This is a genomic window from Sphingobacterium sp. HSC-15S19, from assembly GCF_050433745.1.
Classification (GTDB): Bacteria; Bacteroidota; Bacteroidia; order Sphingobacteriales; family Sphingobacteriaceae; genus Sphingobacterium; species Sphingobacterium siyangense.
Genome location: NZ_JBNPWQ010000039.1, coordinates 1 through 17,379 on the forward strand (window position 1 = coordinate 1; position 17,379 = coordinate 17,379).

Genomic DNA, 17,379 nt, shown 5'->3' on the forward strand with positions numbered 1-17,379 from the left:
ATTAAGAGGCAGATGTATGGTAGAGCGGGGTTTGACTTATTGAGGAAACGTGTAGTATACGCTCCGTCTTGACCACCAAAAGTGGGGAAGAACCATTTTCCGCCGGAACAAGTGGTCACTTTATTCCGAAATCAGGTGGTCAATATAAGCGAAACCTCCACAAGGATAACATATTTAAGGTAACAGGACTGTTAAAAAAAGGACGGTTTCGGATGGAAGAATTAAATAGCGGTCGTTTTTTTGCCCTGACAAAAAATGATGAACTCTACAGGTCGCTGATCAATTGCAAACAACAATTGCAGCAAACAAGAATTAAAGATTCAAAACCAGACCTGGAACCTGTAAAAGAAGATATTTCTGTCCCAGTCCCAAAAAGATAAAGCAGACGCTTCCATCCTATTACTATTTATTCAGCTGTAGTATCCGGTCCTACTACTGTCATTAATAATGATTTTTTATGAAAATAACAGATTCTCAACTGTTCGATAATTCCCGGCCCTATTACCATGGCACAGATGCAACCTTTGATAAATTTGATGCCACATTTAAAGGTAGCAATACCGGCTGGGACAATACAAAACATGGCTTTTTCTTTGCTGACAAAAAAGAAAATGCATTACTGTTCGGTGATATCCTGATCACCGCGTACCTTGATATTAAGAACCCCATAGACTTACGCCTTCACTCCATCTTCTCTCTAGAAAATCAGGCCTCCCTCATTTGGGAAATCCTCACAGGGGACCAGCTTGAAGCAAAAAAAGCTCTTCGCAAAATCAACCGGGAAATAAGCCTGGGTGAAATCGGTGATCTATATGACAGTCTGAACAGTGAAGACAGTCATCTCATGTTTGAGAAAGCTGGATATGATGGCATCATATCCAGCCTGGGAGACGACCATCCTGAATTCGTTGTGTTCCATACCTCCCAGATTGAGATCATCTCCATAGAGAGGCAGAATTTTATAGGACGATCTCGTTAATCATATTTCATTTAAAAGTTAATGATGTCATTATGAAAATAGAATTAAAAGAAATCCATCACAGCGCGCAGCTTAGTGAGGAAACACATGCCTTCACCGCTAATCTTTATATCAATGGAACACACGCAGGCTACGCCAAAAATAATGGCCATGGAGGCGCTACCTATTATCAGGCGAAAGACGAGAAAGGAAAGGTTCTCATTAAGGAAGCTGAAAAATATTGCGCAGAACTGCCGCCAAGAAATACTGAAGACAAATTGCAGGATGATCTTTTATGGGATATGGATCTAGCGCAGTATATTGATGATCTACTTCATCTTTATCTGGAGAAAAAAGAAATAGACCGGTTCAATACCAAATTGAATAAACGCATGTTAGATGGTCTCGTCTTAGGCATCCCAGATCAATCGTTCCGCGGTTTTATATACCCCTTGCCAATGGTACAACTACTGGCTCACCCAAAAGGACCGGAAATAGTGTTAAAAGATCTCTCTGAAAAAGTCCTTCCTTTGTTAACGGATGGGAATAAACTCTTAAATACCAACATTCCAGAAAGTATTATTAAAGCAGCAGGTTTAGATGAGCAGCAGTATGTAAAACCGTTGGTTAGAAATATTCGGTATGGAATGATTCCATATAAAGAAGAAGAAAGCAATAGAAATAGATCCAGATAATGATCTAATAATTGGATTATTTGCTGAAAACAATTCGGAAGCTACTTTCGTGAATAGAAAGCAGGTTGAAAACTTAATATCGGTTTCTTGTCTGTGACCTTAACCACTCATCAAGCATCCGTTCTCTTTCCTTCCTCCTTCTCGATTCCTTTTCTCTGCGGTCCACAACAAAAATAAAGGGTATCCAAATACCCATACCAATACACCAAAGAAGTAAGGAATTACTTCCCGACATATTCATCGCAACAAATAAAGTGCCGCACGAGACAAACAATGTAAATAAAAAATATAATACCATTCCCATAATCAAATTGAGTTTAGTTCCTAAACTCAATTTACGAAATATACCACTGTAATACAAATGTTTACACAATAAATATGCAATTTTACATGAAAGAATTAATTGATAAACACGTATTGATACACCCTCTATTACCTATCGATCCTGCACAGAAACAGGGGCATCTCGGCACAATTTCCTACGCAAGTTATGACAATGAGATAATGGAAGTCAGCTTCGAAGATGGTGAAAAGTCTCTTTATCTTACAGATGCCCTGCTAGTATTCAAATCGATTCGAGAGTTGTCCCAGACCATAAAAGAACAGCAACTATTAACTGAAAAAAATCTCAAGACCTTCATGGACGTCTATTTAATCCTGAAGAATGAAGGTCGATCACAAGTACCTAAAGCATTCCACATGATATTATCAAATAACCAAATACTGAGTCTAGCTACAGTATCGCTAACAAGCAGACTTGAATTGACTCTTCCCGAAGACATGCACCCATATTGGCAGAAAGGGCCAAAGCGTTAACAATTAATAAAAGAGATTGAAATAAAAGGAATTTGAGGCTAAAAAGCATCACGAGATCTAGAATAGGACACATTTTCGCAAGAAAATTAAAAGAGATCCGGATTCTTATGACGATTTAGATCAAAGGGGGTACGTCGTGGCAAATATTGACTTTAGTTTTCTAAAAAAATAGAAAACTAAAACTATAAACGATATCTTAGAGAAATTGACCGCCCTATGTCATTCGCAAACTCAATATCATTTTCTGAACCTTCAAAATGCCATCTGTCTTGATTTTTTTTTAGTTTCTGAACCATGCCATCAAGAAGAATAGAAATTTCAGAAATCCCCCTATGTAATTCCTTCTCTAAAATTCTAATTTGAAAATCTTGGCCTTTAAAAGTTATTCTAAATGATTGTGCTGGTATATTACTTTGTGCTAGTGTATCTATTGTCTCTTCCATATTTCTACCTGTAAATTTAATAAAAGGCTTTAAAATTAGATATCAAAAAAGGTTAAAAATCCTGTTTAGCTTTTTTTATCCATATCGATGATATATTGAATATCTATCCTATTTTCCCAAACCTATTGTTCACTGACCTATGCATCAACTTAAAAAAATTACGACAATCTCAGTAATTGAATATTTTAAAAAGTTAGAAATAGAAATATCCGAAGAAGACGCATCTTTAGTACTGGAGCATTTAACTGACATCGCTAAACATGCTCTTGAAGATTATTTTAAGTCTCTAATTAATCAGACAAAGTAATCGCAGCATTATCAAATTTTGATGACAAATTTAAGAATGTGAATTCAATCTTTTCTGATTGTAGTAAATTGTTCAGTAATCCGAATATCTAATCATCTCCCAAATTTCTAAATTCAGTAGACATCAATCTCTCTTTAGAAGGAATTGACCTGATAAAATCCATAACATACTGATTAAACGACAGGTAACTATCCAAAACACTAGATTTCAACTCATTAAAAGACGTCTTTTTATCAATTTTCAATAGCAACTTCCTCCGATAAAGATGGTTGTTGATCAAAATTTCCAACTTCACTTTTCCAGCTCTTATATATTCAGTAAGGCCAATTAAGCCATCGATATGAAGAATTACTAAATCTTTTATCTGAAACCCGATAATCCCAAATTCCTTAAGTTCATTTATAAGCTTATCCCGTTCTATTTTGAACCATTCAATCATTAAACTTTCAATACCAGGAACCGTTAGATTAATATCATAGACAATTAGGATCGGATATAATCTTAAAGATTGCGGCTTATAATTTTGATCAAATATAAACTTCTTTGTTAAACTTAACTTGATCCTGGTAATTAATTGCATGATTGCTTTTTCAGGTCCCTCTGTACTATAGTATTTCTTTTTTATTTCCTCTTGAATACTATTGATGTTAAAAGATTGTTTGGTAACCCCAGAAATAAAACTATCTTTAACTTCCACCAAAAAAACTTTGTTCCCATTCCGGACATAGTAATCGGGTTCTGAACTTTTCATTTTTTTTTTCATTTCAGCACCAGAAAAATTTAAAACACTTTTATTCTCATAGGCTCTTTTCATCAATTTGTAAACAAGATAACCTTCGGAAAAATGAGTAGTATAATCCGCTCGAAAACGATTTTCAGAAATACCTAATGCTGGATTTGATTTAACAATTGATTTACAATCCCAATAAATAGAATTATAAACCTTATTAAATATCATAGCCCTATTGATAATGACGTATTCGTTTTCTGACACTAAATAAAGAGGTTTGTTCCGAATAGGTAAAAAATCAAACTCTTCTATATTTTCTTTGTTTTCCTCGATATCATTCTGATGGTTATATAATTCCAGAAAATCTTGACTCACTTTATCTTTACCATTTATCGTAATTGCATCGCCATTGCAAAGCATTAATAGCGGGAATATTTTAGTAGCATAGTCTTGAAAACTAGTAATCTTCTTCGAAGCGAGATAAAGCTGAAATAAATTATTATTATATGAACAGAGAAAATCCATACAGTGTTTTACCTTTATCAATTGATAAATTGCTTGCTCAAGACTGAAATAACTAAAATCATAACTACTGATAAGTGAAGCCGTAGATAACCAAGTAGCCCTCAATATTCCTGAATATTCCGCTGGTACTGTTTTGCCAATACTATCTTGCCTATCAGCGAAAATTTCATTCATTTTAATATAAGCAATAAAAAAATCTAAATGTGACTCATCAAAATTTACTTCCATATTATGCTTCACTTCAGGAAGGCTAATTGCCAATATATTCATTTTCAAATTTGTATAATGGTTTATTAATATAAGCCGTGCACCTCCACCGATCTCCTCTCTATAACCATGAAAAATTTTAGAAATTATTATCTCCCCCATTTTTCCTTCGGTCCCGAACCAATAGATAATTTGGCGTTGAATTTCTATTATTTTTTTTTGTAAAATAGAATTCATTACTGCTATCATTTTCAGCGTAAGTGCTTTCCCATAAGGTTCTAAAATTTCCTTTGGCTCTCTGGTGTCGTAATCGAAAATTTTTGAAAATACAACAATAAGAGACATTTTGAGTTTGGAGTGAGCTGACATACAGAATATTAAAGGTTAATAATTAATCATTTAATGATAAAAATACAATTATTTTACCATTTTTTTTAGTAAATTCACCTTAGATATTAAACCCAATTAATATGAATGTTGCCAATTTATATATCCGAGTTAGTACAGATGAACAAGCAGAAAAAGGATATTCACAAAGAGATCAAGAAGAACGCTTAAAAAAATTCTGCGAAATAAATAGGATTACAATCCGTCAAGTAATATTCGAAGATCATTCTGCAAAAACTTTTGATCGTCCAGAATGGAAGAAAATGCTTCTTGACTTAAAGAAAAATAAAAGTAAGTCCAATATTCTGTTATTTACAAAGTGGGATAGGTTTAGTCGAAATGCGGGCGATGCATATCAAATGATAAGTTTGTTAAGGTCTTTAGGAGTAGAACCCCAAGCTATCGAGCAGCCGCTTGATTTAACGGTTCCTGAAAACAAAATGATGTTGGCATTCTACTTAGCAGCTCCTGAGGTAGAAAATGATCGCAGAGCGTTAAATACGACAAACGGTATGAGAAGAGCGCGAAAAGAAGGAAGGTGGATGGGCCCCGCTCCTGCAGGATATAGAAACTGGCTAAATGAATATGGGAAAAAGTCTATTGAGCTTAAAGAACCCGATGCATCACTCATGAAATGGGCATTTGAAGAACTGGCTAAAGGTGTCTATAATACGCAACAAATTCACCTTAAAGTACGAGAGAAAGGCTTGGATATCTGCAAAGCTTATTTTTGGAAGTGTATTAAAAATCCTGTGTACTGTGGACGAATTGTGGTTCCTGAATACGAAGGTGAAGAAGAATACACGGTGAAAGGCCAACATGAGGCTATTATCTCTGAGTATACATTTAACAAAGTTCAGGAGATCTTAGACAAGAGAAAAAGAAATAAGTACCGAACAAAGATTGTCACAAGAGAAGAATACCCCTTAAGAGGATTTCTCATATGTCCTATATGTTCAAAACCATTGACTGCAAGTAAATCCAAAGGTTACAGTCAACATTATGCATATTACCATTGCAAACTTCAATGTAGGCAAAGATTCAATACAGAAATAGTCCATCAAAAATTCGAGCAAGAGCTTGAAAAATTTGAGCCTAGAGCTGATGTTATTGGATTATACTCGACGATTTTACAAGAGCTGTATACGCAAAGAACAAAAGGCAATTTAACTGAAAAAGTTGAAATTGAACGAAGAATTAGGTCCCTCGAGGATAACACATCTAAAGCGAGAGATCTTTTAATTAGAGGAGATATCGATCCTCAAGATTTCAAAGAATTAAAATTAAAATATACAAGTGAGATTAACGAGCTTGAGGAGAGGCAACAAACTCTAAAAAATGCAAGAGGGTCAATGGACATTTTTCGAACTGAAAGTATCAGTAAATTCAAAAATATGGCCTCTATTTACAGGAAATGCAATATCGAGCAAAAACGTAAATTAATCAGTTCGATTTATCCCGAAAATTTGACGTTTTCAGGAACAAGTTTTCGAACTGCTAGGGTCAACCATTTCTTACACTATATCTATTTGATTAATAACGAATTACGTCCAAAAAAAAAGCAGACAAATCTTAATTTTAAAGAGTTGTCTGCTAAAGTGCCCAGGAGCAGATTCGAACTGCCACGCCCATGCGAGCGCCACCCCCTCAAGATGGTGCGTCTACCAATTTCGCCACCTGGGCTCATATTCACCTTTGGTATCACAAAAATAAAGATTTTTCGCTCTTTTACAAGTCGAAAATCGCTTTTTACAGCATTATTTTACTAAATTCCTATTGATCAAGGTTCTAATTACACCGTCGACAAGTCCAACCCGTGGAACAATGATTTGTTTTAGGCGGCCGTGCTTCATAATCGTCAGGAAAATCTCACTTGCTGGTATAATTACATCCGCACGATCTTCGTTCAAACCCAATAAAATAATACGCTCTTTCAAAGAAAAGGAAGATAAATGCTCATATACCGCTTTCAATTTGGCATAAGATAATGGTTTATCCAATTTTTCATTGGAAAGACGCGCAAGCTTATTGATATTTCCGCCAGTACCGATCCCAACGACTTGCTTATACATGTGCGTATTGCTTCGCACCCATTCTTTCAATTCATCCCAGGTTTCTGTCTTATCCTGATTGTCCAAAATACGGATCGTCCCTAAGTTGAAAGATCTAGAGTTTACCAAAACACCATTGGCGAATAACGACAATTCCGTACTACCACCACCAACATCAATGTAAAGATAAACTTTATCTTTCTCCATCTTATTATCCCAATGACTATTATAAATAATCTCAGCCTCTTTTGCCCCTTCGATAATATCGATGTTTATACCATTTTTCTTGACTTCCGCAACAATGTCGGCCCCATTTCGCGCATCACGCATGGCCGACGTCGCACAGGCCATATAATCCTCCACGTGATAAACATCCATCAACTCCCGAAAAGCCTTCATCGTTTTGATCAAACTCTCGGCTTTCCTTGTTGAAATTTCCTGATGAATAAACGCATCATCTCCCAAACGGAGTGGAACACGTAACAGTGTATTTTTCTTAAAATTATATTGATCTTTCTGTCCTATAATGTCAGCTATCAAAAGACGGACTGCATTGGAGCCTATATCTATTGCGGCGTATCTCACTTTATATACGATTTCATTAAATTACGCTAAAATAAACACAGTTATTAAAAACTATGTTATACAAATGTTAAGTTATCATTAATTTAACAAATAACAAACGATTATTACAAGGAATTCTTGCGCATAAAACGCCTGATATAGTCTTACAACAACTAAAATTCCGGTTTGATCAAAAATATGACCTCATTTCCCGACAAATTCATCTCGCTGACAATCAATCGACTCAGGATACAGGTAGCGCATCCTATCGAAATGAAGTACCTGGTTCAATTCCATACAGAAAATCTAGTATTGCCAGCAAAAAACTCATAAAAAAAGGAATATTCATCTTAATGAATACTCCTTTCCTTTTATTTATCTTATTTCTTAGTGATGGTGTTCTTCAACTTTACCGCCAGCTAATTTGTAGATCTCTTCCACTTTTTTCAAAGACTCCTCCGAAAGGTGAATAACATCCTTGTTTGTATTGTGCTCTTCATGAGACAATCTAGTATTGATCTCACCTTGTTTTTCAACCACTAGCGCTAAAAATGCTTTATCATTGAATGCCGCTGTACTGTCCGAACCAATTGAAGCAGGAACTTGAAATGCAGGCACGCCACGTTGCGCATCGCCAACATGCAATTCTTTTGCTAAATTGTCCAATTCTGGTAACACTGTTGCGTAAGCTTCTTTAATCTTTGCAGCTACATTTTTCACCTCTGCTGAGGTAGATTGTTTTGCAGCTACATCAGCAAGATTTACCAAGTAGTTTCCATTTTCGCCAATGAATTTAATCATTGCAAAGGCATCACCATCCGCTAAGGATGCATTAGAGTATTGACGCTGTCTATCTGCAGCTGTTTGACCACAAGATGCAAATAATGTACCCGCACAAGCCGCAACAATAAATAACTTATTAATCTTCATATCAATTTTGTTAACTATACAAAAGTAGATAAAATATATGTTCTCCGAAACCCTATCCGTGAAAAGAAAGAAAAATTACGCAACATTTCTTCCGGCATTCACCACGCCAAAGATTGTACGCGCTATTAATTTCGAATAATCTTCACGTTGTGCATCAGTCAGCTGATCCGAATTCAATGCACGAATCGCAAAATGCTGTATAACCAATAACGGTAATACAATTCCCTCGCGCGCTAAAATAGACTCACGATCCACAGGATAGTTTTCCATCAATTTTGAGGTTCCGCTCAGCTTTAACAGATATTCTTTTGTTATTTGGTACTCGGCATACAAAGTTTTCCAAAAGTCACCATAAATAGGATCATCTTTCATGTATGCTGTAATATCAAAGTTGGACTTTGTCATCGACATCATACAATTGTCGATCAATGTTTGGAAAAATCCAGATGACACATACAATTGCTGCACGTCTTTCCAAAGGTTATTTTTTTCAGCCCATTGCAATGCTGTTCCGACACCATAAAACCCAGGAATATTTTGTTTCAGCTGGCTCCATGAAGTTACAAAACTAATCGCCCGCAAATCTTCCAATCGCAATTCACGGCCTGAGTTACGTTTTACAGGTCTACTTGAAATATTGATCGACGATAGCGCTTTCAATGGCGACATCGTTTCCAGATAAGGTAAAAACAATTCATTCGTCCGTAGATCCATAAACTTATGATGACTTAGCTCAGCCAGCTTATCAATGATCTCCTGTTGATGTTTGGTTAAGGTATCGCCTACGCGTTGTTTCAAATCTGAAATAATGCCAGCGTGCAACAATTGCTCTATATTAAATCGTGCCGTATCTAAAGAACCATACTGACTACTGATTGTTTGTCCCTGAATCGTCAATTGAATATGATCGTTGGCAATCTCCTTACCCATAGATGCATAAAAACGTTGTGTTTTACCACCACCACGCGCTGGAGGTCCACCGCGGCCATCAAAAAACACCAAATCGACATCGTATTCGCGTGATATCGCCGTAAGTTCGATTTTTGCACGATAGATCGACCAATTCGCCATCAGATATCCACCGTCTTTGGTACTATCTGAATAACCCAACATAATCGTCTGTTTGTTTCCTCTTCGTTTCAAATGTGCCTTGTACTCCTTATTACTGTACAAGGTTTTCATCACGTCCGCTGCTCTCGTCAAGTCATCAACGGTCTCAAACAAGGGCACAAAATCGATCGTTAAAGCATCCTTCTTCCATCCAGACCATAAAAATAATTGACGCAGTCCCAAAATATCACTTGCTTGCTGGCAATTACTGATGATAAAGCGTTGTGCAGCTCGCTCAGAACCGGAACGTTGAATCTCCTTTAATAATTTTATCACGCCCGAAGTATCTTTCGTTAACGGATCCGCATCCTCTCCCACCGTTAAGTCAAGTTCTTTGAATTTTAATGCTTTTTGCTTGTCATTTTCACTAAGCTCCAGATAATCCAATGGCATTCCAGTCTTTTCCTGGTTGTGCTGAATCAGATAATTGGTAGCCTCACGTAATATGCGGCTGTCTTGTCTGATATCCAATGTGGTAAAGAAACAACCAAAAGTCATCACTTTACGGAGTAGATCATCAACGATCTCTACAAAAAGCCCGTTGTGATATTCCTCCAAAACATTTTTGATTGCTTTTAGATTCGTGATAATATTATCGGTTTCGTCTGCAGGATGTTCGACCGGGTTAAAACTATTTTCGTAGAACAATGTCTGCAGATTTTCCATATACTCCTCCACACCTCTAAATGTGATGCGTCGTCTAACGATACGGAAATCTCTATAGTAACATCTAAACAAGATAGTACGTAGCAATGCGGCAACTTTCTTGGTGCTATCAACACTTACGTTAGGATTCCCGTCTCGGTCACCCCCCGGCCAAAAGCCAAGCTCAATCAATTGTTTTACCTCTTCGGTATCGACATCCAATTCATCATCAATGAACGACTGAATCTCCGACGCCACTTTATAAAACACGTTTTCCAAAAACCAAGCTAAGCTCGCAGCCTCATCAACTGGAGTCGGTTTATTTTTATTGATGAAAGGCGTTTTCCCCAATTGCTGTAACAGCAGGTGAATACTATGAATATCGTTGGTTTTGATTGCATCGATCAGGTCGTTGATAATACCCAATACCGGTCCCGGATAAAATTGAGTAGGATGTGCAGTCAATACAAGACGTACAGAAAAATCCTTCAATTTTGACACAATCTTACGGCGCATATCTTCGCTACCTTCGGCGTTTTTAATTAATGCCCCTAAGACATTTTCATCATCGCCACGACCCACCATCTGAAATGACGAATCTTCGATCGCATCAAATAAAACAACCTGACGCTCTATATATTGAACAAATCGAAATAACAAATCAATACGTTGCTCTTCCGAAGAAAATTCCTCATGCTGATCGAAGAAACTCTTTATGATCTCATCAGGAGTTAAATGCTGATCCACACCCTTTTCACATTGCTTTGCAAAAAATGGTAATAAAGTACCGGTATCTTTAACACGTTGAAATGGCAATGTTAAAAACAAACTTTTGAAAAGCTCAAAGCGTGTCAATACCTCGTCCTGAAAGACGGCTTCATTTTTACTTTGCTTCATATTTAAATCTTTGAAAGTGGTCAAGAGAGTTTAGGTGACTCTTGAAATTTTGTAATGTCTCTGAAATTACCCTATGGCCTCAAATATAACAATATTATATCTAAACAAATAAAAAAGTATAAATTAATCAAAAAAACAATTGAAATTTTATAAACATACTAACAAATTTTAGTAATTTTTCATTTTTAACACGTTAACATAATACAATATGGAAACGTCCAGTGTTGATCCCCTAGCTCATAAAGCCCCGCTACAAAATGAACCTTTCTTGATCAGACAGAAACCGACCAGCTATATCGCTATCATCCGTACAAAAAAGAGCAAACATAGCAGAACAATTGTTTTTAATATGAAAAGCAATTTATCTAAGTTTGTACTATACATTATGAAACAGACACAAGAAATAAAAAGTTTTTTCTATAGCCAATATTTTGCGGATGGACTCCGAATTACCATCGGATGTATTGTGCCTGTCCTAATCTTTGCAACTATCGGGCAATTTACCAATGGAACCATTGTTTCCCTGGGAGCGCTCTTGGTAGGTCTCTCCGATACGCCCGGAGCACCTAGCCATAGAAGGAAAGGCATGATTGCGGGTGCGATTTTGACTACGTTAACTTTTATTTTAACCAATATAGTTAATCAAAATGTCTATCTACTGGCGATTTTTATCGGCGCAGCCTGCTTTATATTTGCCATGTTTGCAGTATTCAATAGCAGGGCCGCCAACGTAGGCCTTATGTGTATTCTGATGATGTTGATCCATGTGCAGATTCACTATCCTCTTGTTGAAGCCATCAACTATTTAGGCTTCTATACATTAGGTGGTCTATGGTATATCGCCATTAGTCTTTCCATCACCCAGGCACGCCCTTACAGGCTCGCCGAACAGGAGCTATCTGAAACAATTCGCTATGTGGCTGATTACATCCGGCTGAAAGCTAATTTTTACGATGCTAAAATTGATAATGATAAAAACTACCTCAAACTGATCGACAAACAAGTTGAAGTCAATCAGCATCAGGAAAACCTACGGGATGTATTGTTTCAAAGTAAACGATCAATTAAAGACACCACAAAGGTGGGACGTTATTTAACCCTCGTCTTCAACGATATTGTCGATCTCTTTGAGCAAAGTATGGCGGCACACTATGATTACAATACCATCAGCGAACGCTTTGGTCCTACCGGAATCTTGGAAGATTTCAAAAACGTGATCCTAAAATATACCAATGAGCTTGACAATTTGGCTTATCAGCTCAATACCCATACACAACCAAAACCACTGTACGATTTCGATTCGGATCTCAGTCGCCTTCACACTAAAATCGATCAGCTGGATAAAAATCAAGAGTATAGCACCTTCGCTTTACGCAAAGTGTTGATCAATTTGCGTGATTTGGTTCGCCGGATCAAAAATATCTATGGTTACTCGCATCTACAACCGGACGATGTCAAACGAAAAGAAATTGACGACGCAAAACGCTTTGTCCAAAGTTCTGCAATTGATTTCAAAAAGTTCCGCGAAAATCTTACCCTAAAATCCACCATCTTTCGACATGCCTGCCGCATGGCAATTGTCATGTCGGTCACTTATTACGTGTTTGAGGTCACCAATATCACCAATAATGTATACTGGATCCTCCTGACTATCATGGTTATCCTAAAGCCTGGCTTCGGGCTCACAAAGGAGAGAAATATCCAGCGTCTCATCGGCACAACGATAGGCGGACTCATCGGAGCCCTCATCCTGTTAACCATTCATGACCCAACGGTCCTTTTCGTTCTACTGGTATTCTTTTTTCTGACGGCATATAGCTTATTCCGGGTCAATTATGTCATTGTCGTACTTTTTATGACCCCTTATGTATTAATTATGCTGAGCTTCGTCAGCGCCAATACATTGGACGTCACGAAAGAACGCATACTGGACACCTTTATCGGCGGCATGATTGCATTCTTATCCAGTTATGTTATTTTTCCAAATTGGGAAAGCATGCAAGTCAAGGAATCCATGCGAAAGCTACTGATAGCCAACTACAATTACATCTTTCAGGCATTGAAAGAAATTGCAGGCCAGGCGCCTTCCATCACCGACTACAAACTAACACGCAAGGCAGTCTATGTGGAAACAGCCAACATGGGTTCCACATTCCAACGTATGCTTACGGAACCCAAGAAACGTCAAAAATATAGTAAGGAAGTCAATAAATTCGTCATATTCAACCATATCCTAGCTTCTTTTTCGGTAACATTGATGAACCATCTCGACGAAATGGACAATAATTATATCAATAAGGACCATGTCCGGACGATTCGAAAAATATTAAGCTCCTTGGAGCAATCCATTCAGCTGCTGCATTCTGCCGATAGTGTCAATGCATTTGTTCCTTTGGCAATCGAAATTCCCAACGACCAATTTGATAATACAGATGTCAGTTCAGTTGATGGACAGCTATTGAGTGAACAGCTGGACTTTCTCAATAAAATTGCACAGGACCTGCATAAAATAGTCCAGGACCTTCACGCTAAAAGCACAGCAATGTCAGAAAATGAACTGCCTAAAGCTTTAAGCTGATTTATTCTTTAAAATTCTCGACATTTATACCATGAGCGATACGATAACACGGTACGACCTGATCATAGTTGGCGGCGGGCCAATTGGCTTAGCTTGCGCCTTAGAAGCCAAAGAAGCAAATTTAAACTACCTTATTCTCGAAAAGGGCTGTTTGGTCAACTCATTATATAATTACCCCCAAAATATGACCTTCTTCTCTTCTTCCGAAAGATTAGAAATAGGTGATATTCCATTTGTCACCACCAATTCCAAGCCAAAACGCATGGAGGCGCTGGAATATTACAGACGTATACAGCAAAAGTTCGCACTGGATACCCATCTTTTTGAAGAAGTACTGGAAATTAAGAAAGAGGACACGGAGTTTCTGGTCAGCAGTAGCAAAAGCATATACCTGAGCAAGAAAGTCATCATCGCCACGGGTTTTTATGACATACCGATGTTGCTCAATATCCCGGGCGAAGAACTTCCCAAAGTGAGGCATTACTACGACGATCCACATTATTATAGCAGCCAAAAGGTGATCGTTGTCGGCGCCAGTAATTCATCCATTGATGCCGCCCTTGAAACCTACCGAAAAGGAGCACAAGTTTCTTTGGTAATCCGCGGTAGCGAAATCAGCCGCCGGGTAAAATATTGGGTAAAACCTGATATTGAAAATCGAATTGCCGCGGGTGAAATCGATGTCTATTATAACAGCCACTTAACAGAAGTTACTCCAACTACTGCGCATATCCAAACCCCAGATGGTATCGTCGAACTCGATAATGATTTTGTACTGGCTTTAACCGGCTATCGCCCAAATTTTGATTTTTTGAAAAAGATCGGAATTGATATTCCCCAAGAAGCACCTTGCATTCCCAGCCATAATGAAGAAACAATGGAAACAAATATTGCCGGGATTTATTTGGCAGGTGTCGTTTGCGGTGGCTTAAATACCCACCTTTGGTTTATTGAAAATTCACGAATTCATGCCAAACAGATTATCGGACATATTCGCTCAACACTTACTTGAAGACTTGAAAACGTAAGCCATTTAAGAAGATTTTCATCATTTTCTTCTGTAAACTGAGAATATGATCGAATTCTTCTTTTGTTGGGAACAACATGTTTTTCATATCCTTTAATATGCCCATACGCATACCGAATAGTGAATACAAAAGAATCCGCGCAGTTTCATTGATATCTTCCACCTGTATCTCACCGGCATCGATACCAATCTTGAGAATCTTCTCAATAATTTCTACCTCACGGAGATAAGACTCTTTGAACACCTGTTCCAGCTCGTCCGGAAGCTCTTTGACCATCTTCATGGTGTATTCAAATAAATTATAATACTGATTGATGATCTTGACACGCATATCAATGGAGTACATCATAATCTCCTCAAAGTCTCCCCCTTTTCCAATGACATCCTCAAGGTCCTCGATCATTTTGTCGATGACATATTCGAAAACCGCAGAATATAAGCTATTCTTATCCGGAAAATAATAATACAGCAATGCTTTTGAAAAATTGAGATCCTTGGCTATTTCCGACATCGTTGTCTTAGCCATTCCAAAATGTGCAAAGCGCCTTGTCGCAGCTTCTAGAATTTTGATTCTTTTTACATCTGCATTACCCATTAAACTTATATTTTTTATCGTTAAATAAACGGTTTATACTATCTTTACCGATTATCATGCTAAAGATAGCTGATTTTTTTGAATTTCTGAAAACTAAAGTCAATATGAAGTTAAACATTCAATCGAATATATCTTTAAAAGCTTTCAATACGTTTGGAATTGAAGAAAAGACAAATTTTCTAATCGAAGTGAATGACAATGAAACATTGACCGAAATTTTTAAAAATGGTATTTTTAAAGAGAACTTCTTTGTTCTTGGCGCAGGTAGCAATGTCCTTTTCACCAAAGCATTCGACGGCTATATTATTCGTATGACGAGCAAGGGCATACAGTCAAAAATTGATGGCGATGATGTCTATGTCACAGCGCAAGCGGGAGAAATCTGGAATGACTTCGTTTGGTATTGCATCGAACATAATTACGCTGGGATTGAAAACATGGCCCTAATTCCCGGCACTGTTGGGGCTTCACCTGTACAAAACATCGGCGCCTATGGTACCGAGTTAATGTATGTCTTTCACGAATGTCAGGCTTTCGATACACATACGGGCAACTTTGCCACATTCAAAAAAGAAGATTGCAATTTCTCCTACCGCGACAGCATCTTTAAAACAGCTCATAAAGGACGGTTTATCATTACCCAGGTAACCTATAAGCTTAGCCGAACAGCTCATATCAATACAACTTATGGTGCAATAGAAGCCGAACTCGCTAAAGAAAATATAACCAACCCAAGTATTGCCGATATCGCAACCATTGTCTCCAAAATCCGCGTAGAAAAGCTCCCTGACCCGAGTACAGTGGGAAATGCCGGAAGTTTCTTTAAGAACCCCGTAGTTACAGCTTCGACTTTCGAGCCTCTTCAGAAAGAATACCCTACAATACCGCATTATCCAATGCCCAATAATGAAACAAAATTGGCTGCTGGATGGTTAATAGAACAATGTGGTTGGAAAGGAAAAGAATATGGACAAGCAGGTGTATGGAAAAATCAGGCACTTGTACTAATAAATAGACAAAACGCTACAGGACAGGAAATTTATAATCTATCGGAACAAATCATAAGTGATGTAGCCAACAAATTTGGCATTAAGCTGGAGCGTGAAGTTAATTTACTGTAAAGATTTAAAAAAAGTAAAAATATTTTTTTTAAATCTGAAAGCAAAAGAAAAACAGGCTTCACTTGAGTAAAATATCACTTTGAGCTAATTTTATTTACTTAAAGTTAGTCAACGCAAACGTGTGCTCCGCTTAAAATAATCTTAAAATTATATTAACAAATCTAATTTTGCCATTTTTGGCGCATTTTTTGCCTCATACTTAATGAACCGCATTTTATAAACGTACTGTTTTGTAAAAAGAACAGTTATAATTCATTAAGCTATGACAAAGAATGAATTTGACACCATGGTTATTGAGCAATCGGACTCATTAAAACTCTACGCCAGAAATTTTACCAGTGATTACGAAGATGCCAACGATCTCGTTCAGGACACTCTCCTGAAAGCTGTAACCTATTTTAAAAATTTCAAAGAAGGAACCAATTTGAAAGGATGGCTTTACACCATCATGAAAAACACGTTTATTAATAACTATAGACGTATTGTGAAAACCAACTCTTTCATTACGAAAGACGAGGATATTTCTAACGCTAACCTCCTATTATCCGCCTCCTCAAATCAGGGCGAAAGCAAATTTGTCATGGAAGACATCCATGAAGCTTTATCTAGTCTTTCCGAAGAATATTACATCCCCTTTTCACTGTACTTTGAAGGGTTTAAATACCACGAGATATCTGAACATTTAAATATCCCTATCGGAACGGTAAAAACAAGAATACATGTCGCTAGAAAATTAATGAAAAGATCACTATCGGCCTATAAAGTAGCCTAGTTTTTCTATCTTCGCCTTTTT

At 37.3% G+C, this 17,379-nt stretch carries 15 protein-coding genes, 1 tRNA gene and 1 pseudogene; 9 read left to right on the plus strand and 8 right to left on the minus strand.

The features are described 5' to 3' along the window. Positions 1 to 68 precede the first annotated feature (68 nt). From L1283_RS23825 to L1283_RS23835, 3 genes are all read left to right on the plus strand, one after another. A complete protein-coding gene (locus L1283_RS23825; protein ID WP_429626493.1) occupies positions 69 to 380 on the plus strand; it encodes a hypothetical protein in 312 nt (103 codons plus the stop codon). 77 nt (positions 381 to 457) lie between these two features. After that, a complete protein-coding gene (locus L1283_RS23830; protein WP_286850775.1) occupies positions 458 to 979 on the plus strand; it encodes a hypothetical protein in 522 nt (173 codons plus the stop codon). A gap of 32 nt (positions 980 to 1,011) precedes the next feature. Continuing rightward, a complete protein-coding gene (locus L1283_RS23835) occupies positions 1,012 to 1,653 on the plus strand; it encodes a hypothetical protein (protein WP_088160769.1) in 642 nt (213 codons plus the stop codon). Positions 1,654 to 1,726: 73 nt separating this feature from the next. Here L1283_RS23835 and L1283_RS23840 read toward each other — a convergent pair whose 3' ends face one another. Continuing rightward, positions 1,727 to 1,957 (minus strand): hypothetical protein, encoded by a 231-nt coding sequence (locus tag L1283_RS23840; protein WP_286768334.1) that lies wholly within the window; start codon positions 1,955 to 1,957, stop codon positions 1,727 to 1,729. Positions 1,958 to 2,043: 86 nt separating this feature from the next. Here L1283_RS23840 and L1283_RS23845 point away from each other — a divergent pair, with 86 nt between their 5' ends. Then, positions 2,044 to 2,469, plus strand: a complete 426-nt coding sequence (locus L1283_RS23845; protein ID WP_088160768.1) for a hypothetical protein — start codon at positions 2,044 to 2,046, stop codon at positions 2,467 to 2,469. Positions 2,470 to 2,651: 182 nt separating this feature from the next. On the opposite strand, the gene L1283_RS23850 is transcribed toward L1283_RS23845, so the two are convergent. Next, on the minus strand, positions 2,652 to 2,912 hold the full coding sequence (locus tag L1283_RS23850; protein WP_088160767.1) for a hypothetical protein: 261 nt from the start codon (positions 2,910 to 2,912) through the stop codon (positions 2,652 to 2,654). Positions 2,913 to 3,307: 395 nt separating this feature from the next. After that, positions 3,308 to 5,050 (minus strand): hypothetical protein, encoded by a 1,743-nt coding sequence (locus L1283_RS23855; protein ID WP_157698404.1) that lies wholly within the window; start codon positions 5,048 to 5,050, stop codon positions 3,308 to 3,310. 101 nt (positions 5,051 to 5,151) lie between these two features. Between L1283_RS23855 and L1283_RS23860 the strand changes: the two are divergent. Further along, positions 5,152 to 5,934: pseudogene (locus L1283_RS23860) on the plus strand (recombinase family protein); the annotation flags it as partial. 733 nt (positions 5,935 to 6,667) lie between these two features. Here the strand turns inward: L1283_RS23860 and L1283_RS23865 are convergent. From L1283_RS23865 to L1283_RS23880, 4 genes are all read right to left on the minus strand, one after another. Next, positions 6,668 to 6,751: transfer RNA gene (locus L1283_RS23865), tRNA-Leu, on the minus strand. A 74-nt stretch (positions 6,752 to 6,825) separates the two neighbouring features. Next, on the minus strand, positions 6,826 to 7,704 hold the full coding sequence (locus L1283_RS23870; protein WP_429626494.1) for an exopolyphosphatase: 879 nt from the start codon (positions 7,702 to 7,704) through the stop codon (positions 6,826 to 6,828). A gap of 366 nt (positions 7,705 to 8,070) precedes the next feature. Then, positions 8,071 to 8,613: a hypothetical protein gene (locus L1283_RS23875; protein WP_429626495.1), complete on the minus strand. Its 543-nt coding sequence runs from the start codon at positions 8,611 to 8,613 to the stop codon at positions 8,071 to 8,073. A gap of 75 nt (positions 8,614 to 8,688) precedes the next feature. After that, positions 8,689 to 11,265: a phosphoenolpyruvate carboxylase gene (locus L1283_RS23880; RefSeq protein WP_115047821.1), complete on the minus strand. Its 2,577-nt coding sequence runs from the start codon at positions 11,263 to 11,265 to the stop codon at positions 8,689 to 8,691. Positions 11,266 to 11,473: 208 nt separating this feature from the next. On the opposite strand from L1283_RS23880, the gene L1283_RS23885 reads away from it, so the two are divergent. Together L1283_RS23885 and L1283_RS23890 are read left to right on the plus strand one after the other, a co-directional pair. After that, positions 11,474 to 13,843 (plus strand): FUSC family membrane protein, encoded by a 2,370-nt coding sequence (locus L1283_RS23885; protein WP_429626496.1) that lies wholly within the window; start codon positions 11,474 to 11,476, stop codon positions 13,841 to 13,843. A 31-nt stretch (positions 13,844 to 13,874) separates the two neighbouring features. Continuing rightward, the gene (locus L1283_RS23890; protein ID WP_429626497.1) at positions 13,875 to 14,855 is read left to right on the plus strand and encodes a YpdA family putative bacillithiol disulfide reductase; all 981 of its coding nucleotides are present in this window, start codon (positions 13,875 to 13,877) and stop codon (positions 14,853 to 14,855) included. Here L1283_RS23890 and L1283_RS23895 read toward each other — a convergent pair. After that, a complete protein-coding gene (locus tag L1283_RS23895) occupies positions 14,848 to 15,465 on the minus strand; it encodes a TetR/AcrR family transcriptional regulator (protein WP_112374184.1) in 618 nt (205 codons plus the stop codon). The two genes, L1283_RS23890 and L1283_RS23895, sit on opposite strands and share 8 nt — an antisense overlap. Before the next feature lie 104 nt (positions 15,466 to 15,569). Here L1283_RS23895 and murB point away from each other — a divergent pair, with 104 nt between their 5' ends. Then, on the plus strand, positions 15,570 to 16,586 hold the full coding sequence (gene murB / locus L1283_RS23900) for a UDP-N-acetylmuramate dehydrogenase (RefSeq protein WP_429626498.1): 1,017 nt from the start codon (positions 15,570 to 15,572) through the stop codon (positions 16,584 to 16,586). 262 nt (positions 16,587 to 16,848) lie between these two features. After that, positions 16,849 to 17,358, plus strand: a complete 510-nt coding sequence (locus tag L1283_RS23905) for an RNA polymerase sigma factor (RefSeq protein WP_070570464.1) — start codon at positions 16,849 to 16,851, stop codon at positions 17,356 to 17,358. Positions 17,359 to 17,379: the final 21 nt, after the last annotated feature.